Origin of the sequence: Ochrobactrum teleogrylli (assembly GCF_037482325.1) — a bacterium.
GTDB lineage: Bacteria > Pseudomonadota > Alphaproteobacteria > Rhizobiales > Rhizobiaceae > Brucella > Brucella teleogrylli.
The window spans coordinates 2,118,803-2,135,954 of the sequence record NZ_JBBHKQ010000001.1; the positions used below are offsets into that span (position 1 = coordinate 2,118,803).

Genomic DNA, 17,152 nt, shown 5'->3' on the forward strand with positions numbered 1-17,152 from the left:
AGCAGGGAGCCAGCATGATGTCGTCCAGCCGCTTTGCCGTCACACCGGAGCCACCTTATTACGTCGTGAGTTTTGCCTCGCAGCGCATTGGCGACGACGATGGCTACGCCGATATGGCGGTGCGCATGGCGGAACTCGCAGCGCAACAACCCGGCTATCTTGGCGTCGAGAGCGCCCGAGACGCGGAAGGTTTTGGCATAACGAATTCGTTCTGGGCGGACGAAGACAGCATTCGCGCATGGAAGCGCGAAGTGGACCACCTTGTGGCGCAAAAGCTTGGTCGCCAGCAGTGGTATGAGACCTATCGCGTGCGCATTGGCCGTGTCGAACGCGCTTACGGTTTTGATAGAGACTAAAACCTCTTCCCAATTTCTGGCGTGACCGGTTATAGAAGTCAGAACTTCACCGGGGAACGGCCATGCCATCCAAGACCATTGATCACGCATTTACCGCACGCAGCCTGACGAGCGCTGCGACCGACCCGACCCATGCGGGCGTGCTGTCTTTCATGCGGCGCGTCTACACCAAGTCGCTGAAGGGCGCGGAAGCCGTTGTCTGGGGCATTCCGTTCGACGCGGCTGTGTCCAACCGGCCCGGCGCGCGTTTCGGTCCGCAGGCCATCCGGCGCGCATCGACCATTTTCGACAATGACCCGCAATATCCGTTCCAGCGCGACCTGTTCGAAAACCTCGCTGTGATCGATTACGGTGACTGCCTGCTCGACTACGGCAACCATTACAAGACGCCAGCCACGATCGAGCGTGAAGCGGCGAAGATCCTCAAATCCGATGCATTTTTGCTGACGCTTGGCGGCGATCACTTCGTGACATGGCCGCTTCTGAAAGCCCATGCCGCGAAATATGGCCCGCTGGCACTGGTGCAGTTCGATGCGCATCAGGACACATGGTTTGACGACGGCAAGCGGATCGACCACGGTTCCTTCGTTGCCCGCGCCGTGCGTGATGGCATCATCGATCCCGACCATTCCATTCAGGTCGGCATTCGCACCCATGCGCCGGAAGATTGCGGCATCAAGATCATTTATGGTCACGAAGTCGAAGACATGACGGCAGCAGAGATTGCCGACGCCATTTTTAAACGCACTGCGGGCAAGAAGACCTATCTGACCTTCGATATTGATTGCCTTGATCCGGCCTTTGCGCCCGGCACGGGCACGCCGGTGGCGGGCGGTCCTTCGTCCGCCAAGATGCTATCGATCCTGCGCAAGCTCACGGCGCTTGACTTCGTCGGTGCGGATGTGGTCGAGGTTGCACCAGCCTATGATCATGCCGATATTACGGCTATCGCTGGAGCGACAATCGCAATGTATTATCTGGGTCTGCTGGCAGAGCAGAAAGAACGACGATGACGGTGCCGCGTTTATGCGGTTGAGAAACTGATTCAAGCGGTTGAAAGACCGATTCCGGATATTGTCGTAACTTTATGAAATCAAAAGGCAAAAGCATGAAACCGAAAATCTTCATCGATGGCGAACACGGCACCACCGGCCTGCAAATCCGCAGCCGTCTGGCCGAGCGCGACGATCTTGAAGTGATTTCAATCCCGGAAGCCGAGCGGCGCAACAAGGATTTGCGCGCCGACTATCTGCGCTCTGCCGACATTGCCATTCTGTGCCTGCCCGACGACGCTTCGAAAGAGGCCGTCTCCCTGCTGCGGGATCACAATTCGACCCGCATCATCGACACTTCGACCGCCCACCGCGTGCATCCGGAATGGGCCTATGGTTTTGCCGAACTGGCCAAAGGCCAGCGCGAACGCATCGCCGAAACGAGACTCGTCGCCAATCCGGGCTGCTATCCAACCGGCGCGATCGCGCTTGTTCGCCCGCTGCGCGACGCAGGGCTGTTGCCGTCTGACTATCCGGTCAGCGTCAATGCCGTCTCCGGCTATACCGGCGGCGGCAAGCAGCTGATTGCGCAGATGGAAGACAAGAACAATCCGGACTATCTGGCCGCTAACAACTTCCTTTATGGCCTGCCGTTGCATCACAAGCATGTGCCGGAATTGCAGCTGCATGGACGCCTCGACCGTCGCCCGATCTTCAGCCCGAGCGTCGGACGTTTCCCGCAGGGCATGATCGTGCAGGTTCCGCTGTTCCTGAACGAGCTTGAAGGCAGGCCGTCGCTGACAAAGATTCACGCAGCCCTGAGCGAGCATTATGCCGGTCAGGACATTGTCGAAGTCGTGCCACTGGAGGAAAGCGGCAAGCTTCCGCGCGTCGATGCGGAAGAACTTGCCGGCAAGGACGGCATGAAGCTCTTTGTCTTCGGCACCGAAGGCGACGATCAGGTCAATCTGGTCGCCCTACTCGACAATCTCGGCAAAGGTGCTTCGGGTGCCGCTGTCCAGAACATGAACCTCATGCTTGGCAAAGCCTGATGACGATTGAACCGGTATTCCCTGACCAATGGAATATCGGTTCGTTCGAACCACTGGCGGATACGCATTCAAGCCTCGTCTGGAAGGTCGAACGCATCGATCATCCGGGCGAGGTTTTTGTTATCAAGCAGTTGAAGCCAGCCGGAATGGAGGAAATGCGCGGCGCGCATTATCTGCGCTGGCAGGATGGACATGGCGCGGCCCGTCTTTACGATCTGAGAGGCACGTCGATGCTGCTCGAATATGCGGGCAGCTATCATCTCGATCAACACCTCAAAGACGGACACGATGCGGATTGTCTGGGGATTTTCGGGCAGGTTCTGGCCGCGCTGCATACGCCCTCGCCCGAGCCTGTGCCGTCAGATCTGCAACCGCTCGACAAGCATTTCTCCGGCCTTTTCGCCGTCGCAGACCAGACGCCGCTTTATGCGGAGGCTACAGCGCTTGCAAGGCAACTGCTGACGGCACCGCACCAGCCCATTCCGCTGCACGGCGACATCCATCACGAAAACATCCTGCAAGGGCCGCGCGGCTGGCTTGCCATCGATCCGCACGGACTGGTCGGTGATGCGGCTTTCGATGCCGCCAATATCTTTTACAATCCGCTGGATCGTGACGATCTCTGCCTAGACCTCGATCGTGCCAAGCGCATGGCTGAGCATTTCGCGCCGATCATCGGTAGCGCACCGTCTTATATTCTTGATTATGCCATCGCCTATGGCTGTCTTTCAGCCGCGTGGCACCGCGAGGACGGCAATGATGCCGATGAAGCGCGGGAGCTGAAGATTGCCACCGCGCTGAGATATTTGCGCCAGACGGCCTATCCCGCGTAAGCGCCCTTGGTTGCGCGCCAATGCGCAACCGCGAAAGCCAGCACGATCAGTGCGACGAACTGGTGCGTCAGGCCCATATGCAACGGTACACTCATCAGCAACGTTCCAATGCCGATGACAGCCTGCACCAGCACCAGGCCGAGCAGAACAATCGTGCGGCGCGCATGGGTTGTACCCGGCGCATCTTTCCAGACCTGCACGGCGTGGAGAACGGTGAGAACCAGAACCGTATAAGCGAACATGCGGTGTACGAACTGCACGGTTTTCGGGTTTTCGAACAGATTGCGCCACCATGGCGACTGAATGAACAGATCGGATGGGATGATGGCACCATCCATCAAAGGCCAGGTGTTGTAGGTCAGACCGGCATGCAGCCCGGCAACCAGGCCGCCAAGATAGATCTGCACCAGAACGGCAAAGACCAGCCACCCGGCGAAGCGCTGCACGGATCGCTCCGCCGGACGCTCGGTATAGGTGACAAGTCCTCTGGCAATGTAGAAGACCGCGGTAATGATCACGCAGGCCGTGGTGAGATGGATTGCAAGCCGGTACTGGCTGACACTGGTAAGCTCGCTGAGACCCGATGCAACCATCCACCAGCCAATCGCGCCCTGAAAGCCGCCCAGCGCCAGAAGCCCCAGCATGCGGTATTTCAGCCCGCCCTTCAGACGCCCCGTCGCCCAGAAGAAAGCAAGCGGCACCGCAACCAGAAAGCCGACGAAGCGCGCCAGCAGGCGATGCGCCCACTCCCACCAGAAAATATACTGAAACTCTTCAAGGGACATGCCCTTGTTGATCTGTTGATATTGCGGGATCTGGCGATATTTATCGAACTCTTCCACCCATTCAGCATGGTCGAGCGGGGGAATGACGCCATGGATAGGCTTCCATTCGGTGATGGAAAGGCCAGAGCCGGTCATGCGGGTGGCCCCGCCCACCATCACGATGGCGATTAGCACGACAAAAACCGCATAAAGCCAATAGCGCACAAGGCGCCGGTCGCGTTCGTCCTTCGACGTTCTCGAACTACGCTCTCCGCGCTGCGCCATCGATGCTGCCGTCATGCCGTTCTTCCTTCAAACCATCTGGAGCGATACATGCCGCATCGACCTGTCAGTTACAAGGCAAGTCCACGCGACATGCCGCCGCGTTTTTTGCCCTTTCGCAGATCAGGCACAGCGGTTAGTGATGGTGCGGGGAAAAGGAGAGACGCAATCATGCCCGTTAGGCTGAAGAAACTGATCGGCACATTTCTGCTGGTAACGCTGGTGATCGTCTATGCGGTTCTGGCTACGATCATCGCCGTCGCGCATCTCGGCAATTCTCCGGCATGGGTGCATCTCCTCTATTTCATTGTTTCAGGCCTGCTCTGGGTCCTGCCAGCCATGGCGATCATCTGGTGGATGGCGCAGCCACCGCGTAAAAAGCAGCTCTGAGCATATTCAAGGGGCGCAATACAGCATGACTGAGCGGGGCAACATGGCGGGATCGGCCACGCTTACGGAACGCATTATCAGCGATTTTTCCGAAATCGAGCGTCTCTGGGCGATAGGGCCTGCCCTGCACGGCGCACCGCAATCCTTCGCCTGGATTGATTGCTGGCATCGTTGCGTCAACACTGATTGTTTCGTCGCCGGAATTTTCGATGCTGAACGCCCGGTTTTTCTCCTGCCGTTGGAAGTCATCCGCCAGAAGGGCATGACGATCGCGCGCTATCCCGGCGGCAGCCATGCCAACGGTAATTTCCCATGGTTGGCCGCAGCACGGTCATCCGCAGTCAACCGCAAAGCTCTGGACCGGCTCATTGCCGCCATATGCAAGGCGCGACCGGATATCGACGCTTTGGCGCTGACGCGCCAGCTTGACGCCGTTGATGATATCGACAATCCGCTTTTTACCCTTGGGCAGAAACGAAACCCGAATCCGGTCCTGATGGTCTCGCTTGATGGTGGTTTTGACGCGGTGCTTAATCGCACCAACCGTCGCCGCAGATTGAAGAAGCACCGCCAGCATGAGCGCCGCTATCAGGAAGCCGGCGGCTGGCGCATTGAACAGCCGCAGACACAGGACGAATCCGACCGCGTTCTCGACCTTTACTTCGCCATGAAAGCCGGACGTTTCCGGCAGATGGGCATAAGCGACCCGTTTGCCGGCAAAGCCGTGCAGACTTTTTTCAAGGCACTCTACGCGCGGGCTCTCACGGCACCAGCGCCCATCTGCGAATTGCGGTTTCTGGAAGTGGGCGGCATTATCCGCTCGATCGTCGGCAAAAACCTCACCGCCACTGGACCGACAGCCGAATTTGCCGCCATCGCCGATGACGATATGGTCCATGCCAGCCCCGGCGAATTTCTGTTCTTCGAAGACATAAAGCGCTGTTGCGATGCCGGTTATGCGGTCTACAGTTTTGGTGTAGGCGATGAACCCTACAAGCGCGACTGGTGCGATATCGAGCTTGAAATCTTCGATACCGTTCTGCCACTCTCGGCCAAAGGCAGGCTTTTTGTGGCGCTGCAAGCCGCACGCAGCGCTGTCGCCAGCACAATCAAACGCAATCCCCGGCTCTGGCGACTCGCCAAGCGCATCCGAGCAAGGCTTGCCCGGAGGTAAATAGCGATTTTGATTCAGCTTTCCGCTTTAAGACGCTATTTTTGAATCGAATTATGCGCGTGGCTGCGGGGTCTTGTCGTCCATCAGAATGACGACATCTTCATAGCCACCCTGATCAAGATCGAGTGCGGCAAGCGCTACATCATTGTTCTCGGGATCGACAATGCTCATCACAACCGTCACGTCATTATCAGCAACACGGCGAATCTGTGCAGAGGAAGATGGGCCGCATTCCACGATCACGAAGTCATAAACGGTTTCGAGCGCATCGAGAATGAGCGGCAGACGATCGACGGCGCGCATGGCTTCAACCGGGTCTGCTGCACCGAGCGGCACGACATGCGCCTGCGAAAAGCGGTCGCTATGAATGACTTCATTGAAGCGTTTCTCGCCAGTTAGAAGCTCGGTGATGCCGGGCAGTTTATGCCCGTCGAGCATTGCGCTCCCCACCGTGCCCTGAGCTGTCATATCCACCAGAAGCGCACGCTTGCCACGGTCGGCCAGATCGCGCAACAGCCGCACAGTCGTTGCTGACGCTTCGTCGCCTTCGGGCGAAACCACAACAATGCGCTTGTCGCGACCGTCGAGCAGACGATTGGCAATGGCTTCCACGCCATTCGGGTTCTTTGGTGCAGGCATGGTCGTCTCCTTCGCCGATGGCGCAGGTGTCGTCCGTGCGTCAGAGCCAGACGATCTCGTGATAAAAGGCACTGTCCAGGACCGGCGCGGAGCAGCAACCGGCACTTCCTGCTCGGAAAGGGTCGGCGGAACGGCAGCCGCTTGGGCGGCAGCGGTAATCACCGGCATTTCGATTTCCTCGACAGCCTCGACGCGTCGGCCATCGGCGGTCACGAAGGCCCGCCCGCTGAACAGTTCACGCAGCAACACGAAGATCGAGAGTAACAGCAGCCCCGCCACAAAGGTTGCAGCAACAGTCGGCAAAACCATTGGGAAATAGGGAAGCGCTGGTGCGTCGCCCGACAGAATGCGTGCATCGACAGGCACATAATTGCGATCAATACGGGAAGCTGCCTCACGATAACGGGTCAAATAGGTTTCCAGAAGCTCGCGCTGCGCTGCCGCCTCGCGTTCGAGTGCGCGCAACTCGACTTCCTGATCGCCTGCCTGCGCGGCTTGCGACTGCACGCGGTTGAGTTCACGGGTCAGCTCGTCTTCACGCAGCTTTGCCGTCGTGACATCGTTTTCAAGACTGGCAAGCAGCTTGCGCCCTTCCGCCTTGGTCTGGCGATCAAGGTCGGCCAATTGCGAGCGCAGCGCCTTGATGCGCGGATGGCCATCAAGAAGCGTCGTCGACAAATCGGCAATCTGGGCGTTGAGTTCGATGCGGCGCTCGGCGAGCCGCTGCATCATGCCGGAAGCAACAACTTCGGGCAGCGTATCGACCGGTGTGCCTGCAGAAAGCGCCTTGCGAACACTTGCCGCCCTCGCTTCCGCCGTGGCGCGATCAGAGCGCACACGCGTCAGGTCCGTCGAAACTTCGGAAAGCTGCTGCGATGCAATCGTATTGTTGGTCTGCCCGGTCAATAATCCACGCGAGGCGCGGTAATCGGCGACTTTTTTCTCGGCATCGCGTACACGTGTGCGTAAGTCTTCGATTTCCGGCGCAAGCCAGTTAGTCGCATCGTCATTCGATTGCAGCTTCGCCGCGCTCTGTAGCGCGATATATTCTTCCGCGACTGTATTGGCGATTTGTGCAGCCAACTGAGGATTAGCAGAGGTGTACTGCACTGCGATAACGCGCGAGCCCGTGATATTATACACTTGCAGGTGCTTACGCAGTCGCTGCAGAACCCGCTCATCGGGAGAGAGTTTCTCCGGATCGGCTATCATGCCGAGAAGAATCAGAATCCGGCTGTAAGGCCTTACTTCAATTGAAGTAAATGCCTCATTGTTCGGCAAATCCAACTTGTCGGAAACACGTCTCATGAGATCGTTAGACGTCAGAATCTCTATCTGGCTCTTCACGCCTTCCGGGTCCAGCACCGGGCGCTCGGCAGGATTATCTCCATTGGGCCGCGTGAAGACGGACTCGCGGGTTTCGATAATGATGCGGGTTTCCGCGCGGTAATCCGGCGTCAAAAGCAGACAAATGATCCACGCCAGCGCCGCCATGAGAAGAGCGCCACCAACAATCAAAAGCCAGTTACGGCGCAAGCTTCCAAAAAGCGCGCCTATATCGATGTCTGCGTCTTTCAACGACGAATCGACTTCCGCCATTTCGTTACTCCGCGGGCGCCCGTCGATCATTGACAATCGTCATTCCATCCAGGCCGCATACCCATTTCCGGCCGGAAAAGTAAACGCTTAAGGTAACCATAGAGTTAAGCACTCGACTTTCTGCGTTCTTCATGGGGCAGCGCTGACAAAACCACGCAGGATCGTTTTCTATATATTTCAAAGTGCTTAAATGCTCTCGTTACTCTGTCGCCCTCTTCTGGAAAGTTTTTTGACCATCGCCGCACATCTTTACCAGCCATTAACCCTAATCAATCGATAACGCAGTGACAGGAATTCATCTGATCGCGCTTCGGCACCGGTCAGTTTCCATAAATGCGGGTGATGCTTTTCGGGGATACCGAGGCGAGACATGATGGCGAAGACAATTCACAACAAGCGCACAGGCCGTGCTTTGCTCACGGCGCTCGGTCTTGCGGCGATGACGCTGTCATCCGCCTGCACGAGCTACCGCCCTGCACCGCCGGCTTTTCACGAAGCGTTGAACCAGCCCTATATGCTGGATGCGGGCGACCGCGTGCGCATCACCGTTTTCGAACAGGCAAGCCTGACCAACACCTATAGCGTGGATCAGGCAGGCTACGTGGCTTTCCCGCTTGTCGGCAGCATTCCAGCGCGCGGCAAGACCGCAAAGCAGCTTGAAGGCCTGATCGCATCGAAACTGCGCGGCGGTTATCTGCGCGACCCGGATGTCAGCGTGGAAATCGACCGCTATCGCCCGATCTTCGTCATGGGCGAAGTGGGCGCGGCCGGGCAATATTCCTATGTGCCGGGCATGACGGTGCAAAAAGCCATTGCAGCCGCAGGCGGTTTCAGCCCGCGCGCCAATCAGGAGAATGCCGATATCACCCGCCAGTTCAATGGCAAGGTGCTGACAGGCCGGGTTCTGATCTCCGATCCGATCCTGCCCGGCGATACGATTTATGTCCGCGAACGTCTGTTCTGATGGCGATTGATGGCTGATGACAACACCGTTTCCCCTCTGCGTATCGTCCACTGCTTTCGCGAGCCCACTGGCGGATTATTCCGCCATGTCCGCGATCTGGTCGGCGTACAGGCGGAAAAAGGTCACCTTGTCGGGCTCGTCTGCGACGCAACAACAGGCGGTCCTAGAGAGGATGCGCTTCTAGAAGAATTGCGGCCCAAGCTCGCGCTGGGCCTGCATCGAATTGCCATGCAACGCCATATTGGTATCGGCGACGCAGCGGCAGCGTTCAAAGCATACCGTGTTGTCAAGACATTGCGGCCGGACATTTTGCACGGACATGGCGCCAAAGGCGGCGTCTATGCCCGATTGTTCGGCTCTGTTCTACGGGTTTTTAGGTCTCGCGTAGCCCGTATCTATTCACCGCATGGCGGAAGCCTGCATTTCGACCAGAAGACACGCCGCGGCGGCGCTGTCTTTCTGGTCGAGCGACTTCTCGCCCCGATGACCGATGCGGTCATGTTCGTTTCCAACTTCGAGAAACGAACCTATGAGGAAAAGGTCGGACGGCCTTATGGCCTCCATGCGGTGGTCTATAACGGCCTGGTCGATGACGAATTCATTCCCGTTCCCGACGCGCCCGATGCCAGCGACCTTCTGTTCGTCGGCACGATGCGCGATCTGAAAGGCCCGGATATCCTGATCCGCGCCATCGCAGAGCTGCGTGATCAGCACGACCTGCCGCTCAGCGCCACCATGGTCGGCGATGGCGCTGAAAAGCCGACCTTTACGGCACTTGCAAGCGAACTTGCCCTTGGCGCACAAATTCGCTTTCTGCCTGGCATGGCGGCGCGCGATGCGTTTGCCCTTGGCCGCCTGATGGTGGTTCCTTCCCGTGCGGAGGCTTTTCCCTATATCGTGCTGGAAGCGCTCGCTGCCGGAAAAACCGTCATCGCCAGCCGCGTCGGCGGTATTCCAGAGATATTCGGCCCCGCATCTCCCGCCCTGTTCGAGCCGACCGTGGAAGCGCTGGTCGCCAAAATCCTTGAACTCAGAGCCGACAACGGCGATTTCGATGTGCAAATGCCCGAAAATTCACGACTTCGTGAACGTTTCAGCGTGCAGTCCATGGCTCATTCTATAGAATTGATTTACCGTGAAACACATTCTTGAGTATTCAGCAGGTCCGATACCTGCGTGTTTCAGAGATTTCTTAGGAATCTGACGGTACACATCCTCCTGTAAACTGATAAGCGAGACATTATCGTGCGGGACAATGATGCTTTTTCTCCATTCGGACGCAAGGCGATTGAAGCCAGCGCCAAGCAGGATTCGAAGCCGCAAGAACCGGTGGAACTCAGCCCTCTGGCGCGCAGCATAGCCGCGCAATATCAGCGGGACACGTTTTCGCCGCTCATGCTCAGCGGCGTCGTGCGTCTGGTTGAGTTCGGCCTCATCTTTCTGATGGGCATATTAAGCCTTGGCTATTATGTCGGGCTTCAAAGCGATTATCTGCTCTATTACCCGCTGATCGTCATCGCTGGCGGCGTTCTTTATGTCGCCCTGATGGAAATCAACGACGGCTATCAGGTCAACATCCTCAGAAGTCCCACCCACCATTTGCGGCGGCTGATCATCAGTTGGGCGGCAACGCTCGGCACGCTTGCACTGGTTGGCTTTCTCTTCAAGGTCTCGGCGCATTTCTCGCGCGGCTGGTTCCTCATCTGGGCCGTCAGCACCATCGCCGTCATTCTGATATCCCGCCTTTTCATTGCCTGGAAAATCCGCCGCTGGGCACGCAATGGCACTATGGAACGCCGCGCCGTGATCGTTGGCGGCGGCCCCAATGCCGAAGCGCTGATCCGCTCTCTTGAGCAGCAGCCCGATAACGATATCCGTATTTGCGGTATTTTCGACGACCGCGACGACAAGCGCTCGCCGCCCGTGGTCGCCGGTTATCCCAAGCTCGGCAATATCAACGAACTGATCGAATTTGCGCGCATCGCGCATATCGATCTGCTAATCGTGTCGCTGCCGATCAGCGCGGAAGCGCGTGTCCTCGCCCTTCTCAAGAAGCTCTGGGTGCTGCCCGTCGATATTCGTCTGTCCGCGCTCAACAATCACCTGCGCTTCCGTCCACGCTCTTATTCCTATGTCGGCTCGGTGCCGATGCTGGATATTTTCGACAAGCCGATCAACGACTGGGATTCGGTCGCCAAGCGTATTTTCGACATCGCCTTCAGTCTCGTTGGCATTGTGGTGCTGTCGCCGATCATGATTGGCGCTGCTATCGCCATCAAGCTCGACAGCAAGGGGCCGGTTTTCTTCAAGCAGAAGCGCCATGGCTTCAACAATGAAGTCATCAACGTCTGGAAGTTCCGCTCGATGTATACCGAGCAATGTGACCCGACGGCGCGCAATGCGGTGACGAAAAACGATCCGCGCGTTACCCGCGTCGGACGCTTCATCCGCAAGACATCCATCGACGAACTGCCGCAGTTCTTCAACGTCGTCGCCGGGTCGCTGTCGCTGGTCGGCCCGCGCCCGCACGCCGTGGCGGCACATTCCAACAATCTTCTCTATAATGAAGTGGTCGATGGCTATTTCGCACGCCACCGCGTCAAGCCGGGCGTAACCGGCTGGGCCCAGATCAATGGCTGGCGCGGCGAGATCGACAATGAAGAGAAGATCATGATGCGCACCGAATACGACCTTTATTACATCGAAAACTGGTCGCTCTGGTTTGATCTCAAGATTCTCTTCCTGACACCCATTCGCCTTCTCAACACGGAAAACGCTTATTGAGCCAGGCAGTGCCCATAGTTGCGCCGATGCGCAATTCAGCGCCCCCCCGGGGCGCGACGGAGCATCAACGCCGGGCGCTGAACCGCCTGATCGTCAACTTCGCAGTTGGGTTGGGCGTGTTTCTGCTGGGTTTCGTGCTGAGCGAACCTGCGCCTTATGAAGTTTATATGGCGGGGCTGATTGCTATTGCGCTGCTGTTCGGACTTCGCCTGAGCCGAACCAACCTCGTTCTGCTGGCTATCCTCGCGGTCTTCAACTTTGGCGGGGTCCTTTCGACCTTACAGATGGCCGACCTCAAAAACGCGCCGCTTTATATCGCCGTTTCGCTGTTCCTCGCCTTCACTTCGGTTTTCTTTGCCGCAATGATCGAGATGGATTACCGGCGGCTGCAAACGATCTTCAAGGCCTATCTGTTTGTCGGCCTGATCGCCGCCTTTCTCGGTATTGCGGGCTATCTCAGTCTATTCCCCGGTGCCGATCTCTTCACGCGCTACGGGCGTGCCAAAGGCGCGTTTCAGGACCCGAACGTGTTCGGCCCGTTTCTCATTCTGCCGTTGAGTTGGACGGTCTACCGCATCCTCACCGGACGTGCGCGCGACATGCTGGTCTATCTGCCTGCTGCCGCCATCCTGACGCTCGGCGTGCTGTTCTCGTTTTCGCGCGCAGCCTGGGCGATGGTGCCCCTCGCCTGCATGGTAATCCTGCTTACCCTGTTCCTACAAACCAACAATAACCGCTTTCGCCTGCGCCTCATCGTGCTGTCCTTGCTGGCGGTTGCCGCTGTGGTGATCGGGCTGCTGATCCTCATCGAAATCCCCGGCATCGGCGATTTCTTTCTGCAGCGCGCGCAACTCGAACAAAGCTATGACGCGGATCGTATGGGGCGCTTTGCCCGCCACTGGTATGGCATGGTGCTTGCCACCCAGCATCCGCTCGGCATCGGCCCGCTGGAGTTCGGTCCGATGTTCGGCGAAGACACGCATAACAACTGGCTCAAAGCCGCGCTCGATTATGGCTGGGTCGGCTTTGTGGCTTTCGTCACGCTGACATTCATGACGCTTGGCATCGGCTTTCGCCAGCTTTTCCGCAACAGGCCGTGGCAGCCTTATCTGCTCTGCGCTTATGCGACCTATCTGGGGCATGTGCTGATCGGCAATGTCATCGACACCGATCATTGGCGGCATTTCTATCTGCTGTTCGGGATCATCTGGGGTTGCGCCGGGCTTGAATATAAATACCGGCGTCAAAATTCCCGGCCCGTCGTCCGCCAGCCAGCACAAGCATAGGAGCCCACTTGCAGTTCATCACCTATGCCGCCGCCGCAATCTGCGAAATCGCCGGTTGTTTTGCTTTCTGGGCGTGGCTGAAACTCGATAAATCGCCGCTCTGGCTCATTCCCGGTATGGCGTCGCTGGCGCTCTTCGCCTACTGCCTGACACTGATCGAGAGCGATACGGCGGGCCGCGCCTATGCGGCCTATGGCGGCATCTACATTGTCGCCTCCATTTTATGGATATGGATTGCCGAAGGCGCAAAGCCGGATCGCTGGGATATCACCGGAGCCTGCGTGGCTCTGGCAGGCACCTGCATCATCCTGTTCGCCCCGCGGACTTAAGCGGTACTGGTAGTTTTCCAGATATCAATTGTGCGCATTTTGCCTTTTTGCCACTTTTAGGGCTTGCGGAAAATACCTTTGCATTCTAAGGCTTTCCCCGGCTCGGAGCGTAGCGCAGCCCGGTAGCGCACTTGACTGGGGGTCAAGGGGTCGTGGGTTCGAATCCCGCCGCTCCGACCATTTTCTTCCCCATATTGTTTTTTCTGCACAATCTCCGCTTTGCGGAGAGCGAAAAACTGGTTTAACTCCACCATAAATCATGCGGAGGAGTTCGAGCTTGAAAAACGTCCTGATAACCGGCGGTAGCCGTGGCATTGGCAGAGCAACGGCATTGCGTTGCGCCGCGGACGGTTGGTCCATCGCCCTCAATTACGCCGGAAACACCTCGGCAGCAGCGGAAACTACCGACGGTCTGAAACGTGCAGGCGCCAAAGCCATTGCGCTGCAAGGCGATATTTCACACGAAGAAGACGTTATTTCCATTTACGACCGCGCGGAACAGGAATTGGGCAAGCTGCAAGGCGTTGTTTTGAATGCCGGTATCGTCGCGCAGACGATGCCGCTCGCCGAGATGAGCGCGGAACGTCTGCGCACCATGTTCGATGTCAATGTCTACGGCACCTATCTCTGCGCACGCGAAGCAGCGCGCCGCGTTCAACCGGGCGGTTCCATCGTCATCGTTTCCTCTATGGCGGCAAAGCTCGGCTCACCGTTCGAATATGTGGATTATGCAGGTGCCAAAGGCGCACTCGACACGTTGACCATCGGCCTGTCGCGGGAGCTCGCGCCGAAAGGCATCCGGGTCAATGCGGTTCGCCCCGGTTTGATCGAAACGGAAATCCACGCGAGCGGCGGCAATCCCGACCGGGCCAAAACGCTCGGTGCCGGAACCCCGATGGGACGCGCAGGAAAAGCCGAGGAAGTCGCGGAAGCAATCTATTGGTTGCTCAACGACGCCCCCGGCTACACAACCGGCTCGTTCATCGAGGTCGCAGGTGGGCGCTGACCGGGATTACATGTCCCGGAGCTGATACGACTCTGGAACATAGCGGTAGCCCGCGCCGTCCTTCTCCAGATAAGCCACTGCCGGGAAAGGCATATGATATCCGATGAAAGGCAGGCGCTCGGTCGCCAGCATGTCGAAGACGCGCTTGCGCGTCGCGACGGCGGCCTCCTTGTCCACATCGAAAGCCACGTGCCAGTCGGGCCGCTGCAACGTGATGACAAAATGATTGGCGGTGTCCGAGATCAGCATCAGCTGCTTGCCGCCGGATTCGACGCGGAATATCAGGTGGCCAGGCGTGTGCCCGAAAGCCGCCAAAGCATGAATGCCTGAGACGACTTCGCTGTTGTCTTCCAGAAAGGTGATCTTCTCGGCCAGCGGTTTCACATTCTTGCCGACAAGCTCGGCACCACCCTTCATCGGACTATCCAGTCGTGCGGGGTCGGTCCAGAAATCGAACTCCTTTTGTCCGGCTGCATAACGGGCATTGGCGAAGGCAGGCTTACCGTCTTCCATAAGGCCGCCAATGTGGTCGCCATGAAAATGGCTGAGCACGACGAGCGAAACGTCAGAGGCCTTATAGCCTGATGCTTCCAGCGCACTGACAAGTTTGCCCTGCCCGTTTGCGCGCGCACCGGCACCCATGCCCGTGTCGAATAGGACGAGGTCCTTGCCAGTGTTGATCAGCACCGGCGTAAAGCTGTTCACAAATCGGTCGGCAGGCAGCATGTTCGTTTCAAGCAGCGCAGCGACTTCCTTCGGGTCCTGATTGATCGCATAGGTTTTTTCAGGCGCCTCGCCTGCCCGGCGTCCATCAGACAATGTGGTGATTTCAAATTCACCGAGCTGGAAGAGATGGAAACCCGGATTTTCAACTTGCGACGGTTTTTGCACGTTTGAACTGCCCGTTTCGGCTGCTGCTTGGGCAAGGGCCAACGGCGAAAGCGCCATCCCCGCACCGGCAGCAGATGCTGCAACAATGAAATTACGTCTTGAGATGGTCATTGATCGATCTCCTGGCATAATTGTGAGTAAGAATGACAGGATAAACGAAAACAACAGCCGATCCACGACAGAAGCAATCAAGTTAATGTTGGCAGCAATTTCGTCATGCATCTTGCCACAGCACCAGCGAGACACTATCTATCTGGCGCGCGGGACGACCCGCGCCACTGTTTGCATAGGGGACGGCCCCATAGGAGCATCCTATGTTACGGCCAATCGAACCAACCAGCATCAAGCACATCGTCAGGTCTAGAAACACTGGCGGCCAATTGGCCAGCCTTGGCGGTTCGCACGTTTTTTTGCTTGGGACACCAACCACACCGGGACTTTGAGAAACTGATTCATCGAAACAGTTTAAGTCTTTGATTTTACCCATTTCCAAAAATGGAGCATACAAATGGCATGGGTCTATCTGGCTATCGCCGGCATTCTTGAGGTCGTCTGGGCATTCTTCATGAAAAAGTCGGAAGGCTTCTCTCTTCTGACACCCAGCATCATCACACTGGTCACGATGATCGGCAGCTTCCTGCTGCTTTCCATCGCCATGCGCAGCCTGCCGCTCGGCACGGCCTATGCGATCTGGACCGGCATCGGCGCAGTTGGCGCTTTCGTAGTCGGCATCTTCATTCTCGGGGAAACCGCAAGTTTCTTCCGCGTTGCAAGCGTTATGCTCATTCTCGCGGGCATCATTGGCCTGAAACTCTCGTCGAGTTGACGATATAAAAAAGGGAGGCTACGGCCCCCCTTTTGTCGATCCTAGCGAACCTGATCCAGCAATCGCTTGCATTCCAGAAGATCGAAAAGCGCTTCCTGCAAAAGCGAGCGGTTGTCCTTCGACGGACGCTTACCGTCCGCGCCGATCGGGCCGTCATCCTCGCCTTTCAGCAAGCCGAACAGCTTGCGTGACGGCTGCGGCGCCTTGATGCCACTCGGCAAGGCCATTTCATTGTCGGCAGCTTCTTCCGCTGCACGCTTGTCAGCCGCAGCCTGCTTCTGGCGCGAGATGACTTCAATGGCCTGCACATCGCCATTGCCCAGAGCAATGATAAACTGCGGATTGTTTTCGCGTAGCAGACGCTGCACGCCCTTGATCGTATAGCCTTGATCGTAGAGCAGATGGCGAATGCCCTTAAGCAGCTCAACATCGATGGGACGATAATAGCGGCGACCGCCGCCACGCTTCATCGGCTTGATCTGTGTAAAGCGCGTTTCCCAGAAACGCAGCACATGCTGGGGAAGATCAAGATCCTCCGCAACCTCACTGATCGTCCTGAATGCATCAGGGCTCTTGTCCATCCACCTGCCCTTTCCAGCAGCAACGGCCCGCTCACCGAGCGATCCGTATAGGCTTTGAAATCCACTTGCGGTCCGCACGATACACGGACAGTGACAATAAGGCGGAATGCCACCAGTTTTCAAAAACCGTGGCCTACTTATACTGTCCGAACGCCGATTGAAACCCGAGGCGTTTCACGCTGAAACTCTTTCCGAAAAGCCTGTGCGCTCCCGGATTCGAATATTAGCGAAATGATTCGTTCCACTATCTCCATTATATAATATCAGAGCTTTATGCGCATCCCTTCACATGGATGACGCTCAACAGCCAGCTTTTGACAGAGGAACAGCGGGGGCACATGGGGCGAGACACCACCGCCTTCCGGCGAAGCAGGCCCTGTTCCGCGATGTGAGATGGATCACGA

Annotated in this window: 17 protein-coding genes and 1 tRNA gene; 14 read left to right on the top strand and 4 right to left on the bottom strand. The window is 57.4% G+C overall.

Annotated features, from left to right (window positions below; translation table 11 throughout):
• Window positions 1-17: 17 nt before the first annotated feature.
• From WIX40_RS09925 to WIX40_RS09940, 4 genes are all read left to right on the top strand, one after another.
• Window positions 18-356 (top strand): antibiotic biosynthesis monooxygenase family protein, encoded by a 339-nt coding sequence (locus tag WIX40_RS09925; RefSeq protein ID WP_109370209.1) that lies wholly within the window; start codon window positions 18-20, stop codon window positions 354-356.
• A 62-nt stretch (window positions 357-418) separates the two neighbouring features.
• Complete coding sequence (speB, locus tag WIX40_RS09930) at window positions 419-1,369, top strand: agmatinase (RefSeq protein WP_124915624.1); 951 nt, start codon at window positions 419-421, stop codon at window positions 1,367-1,369.
• A 95-nt stretch (window positions 1,370-1,464) separates the two neighbouring features.
• Window positions 1,465-2,400, top strand: a complete 936-nt coding sequence (gene argC, locus WIX40_RS09935; protein ID WP_121536292.1) for an N-acetyl-gamma-glutamyl-phosphate reductase — start codon at window positions 1,465-1,467, stop codon at window positions 2,398-2,400.
• Entirely contained in the window at window positions 2,400-3,233 is an 834-nt protein-coding gene (locus WIX40_RS09940) for an aminoglycoside phosphotransferase family protein (RefSeq protein WP_124915623.1), read from the top strand. The genes argC and WIX40_RS09940 overlap by 1 nt, the downstream gene beginning before the upstream one ends.
• Here the strand turns inward: WIX40_RS09940 and WIX40_RS09945 are convergent.
• Complete coding sequence (locus WIX40_RS09945) at window positions 3,221-4,297, bottom strand: COX15/CtaA family protein (protein WP_124915622.1); 1,077 nt, start codon at window positions 4,295-4,297, stop codon at window positions 3,221-3,223. The two genes, WIX40_RS09940 and WIX40_RS09945, sit on opposite strands and share 13 nt — an antisense overlap.
• 153 nt (window positions 4,298-4,450) lie before the next feature.
• Between WIX40_RS09945 and WIX40_RS09950 the strand changes: the two genes are divergently transcribed.
• The gene (locus WIX40_RS09950; RefSeq protein ID WP_109368747.1) at window positions 4,451-4,669 is read left to right on the top strand and encodes a DUF2842 domain-containing protein; all 219 of its coding nucleotides are present in this window, start codon (window positions 4,451-4,453) and stop codon (window positions 4,667-4,669) included.
• 25 nt (window positions 4,670-4,694) lie between these two features.
• Window positions 4,695-5,843 carry a GNAT family N-acetyltransferase gene (locus WIX40_RS09955; protein ID WP_339439834.1) on the top strand — a complete coding sequence of 383 codons (1,149 nt, stop codon included), beginning with the start codon at window positions 4,695-4,697 and terminating at the stop codon, window positions 5,841-5,843.
• 51 nt (window positions 5,844-5,894) lie between these two features.
• On the opposite strand, the gene WIX40_RS09960 is transcribed toward WIX40_RS09955, so the two are convergent.
• Window positions 5,895-8,081 (bottom strand): GumC family protein, encoded by a 2,187-nt coding sequence (locus tag WIX40_RS09960; RefSeq protein WP_339439835.1) that lies wholly within the window; start codon window positions 8,079-8,081, stop codon window positions 5,895-5,897.
• A 373-nt stretch (window positions 8,082-8,454) separates the two neighbouring features.
• On the opposite strand from WIX40_RS09960, the gene WIX40_RS09965 reads away from it, so the two are divergent.
• The 7 genes from WIX40_RS09965 (at window position 8,455) to WIX40_RS09995 (ending at window position 14,450) form a co-directional block, all read left to right on the top strand.
• Window positions 8,455-9,045, top strand: a complete 591-nt coding sequence (locus tag WIX40_RS09965) for a polysaccharide biosynthesis/export family protein (RefSeq protein WP_371830778.1) — start codon at window positions 8,455-8,457, stop codon at window positions 9,043-9,045.
• 9 nt (window positions 9,046-9,054) lie between these two features.
• On the top strand, window positions 9,055-10,197 hold the full coding sequence (locus WIX40_RS09970) for a glycosyltransferase (RefSeq protein WP_339439836.1): 1,143 nt from the start codon (window positions 9,055-9,057) through the stop codon (window positions 10,195-10,197).
• Between the two features lie 93 nt (window positions 10,198-10,290).
• The gene (locus WIX40_RS09975) at window positions 10,291-11,829 is read left to right on the top strand and encodes an undecaprenyl-phosphate glucose phosphotransferase (protein WP_140024791.1); all 1,539 of its coding nucleotides are present in this window, start codon (window positions 10,291-10,293) and stop codon (window positions 11,827-11,829) included.
• A 26-nt stretch (window positions 11,830-11,855) separates the two neighbouring features.
• Window positions 11,856-13,115, top strand: coding sequence for an O-antigen ligase family protein (locus WIX40_RS09980; RefSeq protein WP_109370206.1), 1,260 nt, complete (start codon window positions 11,856-11,858; stop codon window positions 13,113-13,115).
• A gap of 8 nt (window positions 13,116-13,123) precedes the next feature.
• Window positions 13,124-13,444 carry a YnfA family protein gene (locus WIX40_RS09985; RefSeq protein ID WP_109368742.1) on the top strand — a complete coding sequence of 107 codons (321 nt, stop codon included), beginning with the start codon at window positions 13,124-13,126 and terminating at the stop codon, window positions 13,442-13,444.
• Window positions 13,445-13,547: 103 nt separating this feature from the next.
• Window positions 13,548-13,624 (top strand) — tRNA-Pro (locus tag WIX40_RS09990).
• Between the two features lie 97 nt (window positions 13,625-13,721).
• On the top strand, window positions 13,722-14,450 hold the full coding sequence (locus WIX40_RS09995) for an SDR family oxidoreductase (RefSeq protein ID WP_140024793.1): 729 nt from the start codon (window positions 13,722-13,724) through the stop codon (window positions 14,448-14,450).
• 6 nt (window positions 14,451-14,456) lie between these two features.
• Here WIX40_RS09995 and WIX40_RS10000 read toward each other — a convergent pair whose 3' ends face one another.
• A complete protein-coding gene (locus WIX40_RS10000; protein WP_339439837.1) occupies window positions 14,457-15,452 on the bottom strand; it encodes an MBL fold metallo-hydrolase in 996 nt (331 codons plus the stop codon).
• 397 nt (window positions 15,453-15,849) lie between these two features.
• On the opposite strand from WIX40_RS10000, the gene sugE reads away from it, so the two are divergent.
• Window positions 15,850-16,167 carry a quaternary ammonium compound efflux SMR transporter SugE gene (gene sugE, locus WIX40_RS10005; RefSeq protein WP_109368740.1) on the top strand — a complete coding sequence of 106 codons (318 nt, stop codon included), beginning with the start codon at window positions 15,850-15,852 and terminating at the stop codon, window positions 16,165-16,167.
• Between the two features lie 41 nt (window positions 16,168-16,208).
• On the opposite strand, the gene WIX40_RS10010 is transcribed toward sugE, so the two are convergent.
• Window positions 16,209-16,748 (bottom strand): MerR family transcriptional regulator, encoded by a 540-nt coding sequence (locus tag WIX40_RS10010; protein WP_109368739.1) that lies wholly within the window; start codon window positions 16,746-16,748, stop codon window positions 16,209-16,211.
• Window positions 16,749-17,152 lie beyond the last annotated feature (404 nt).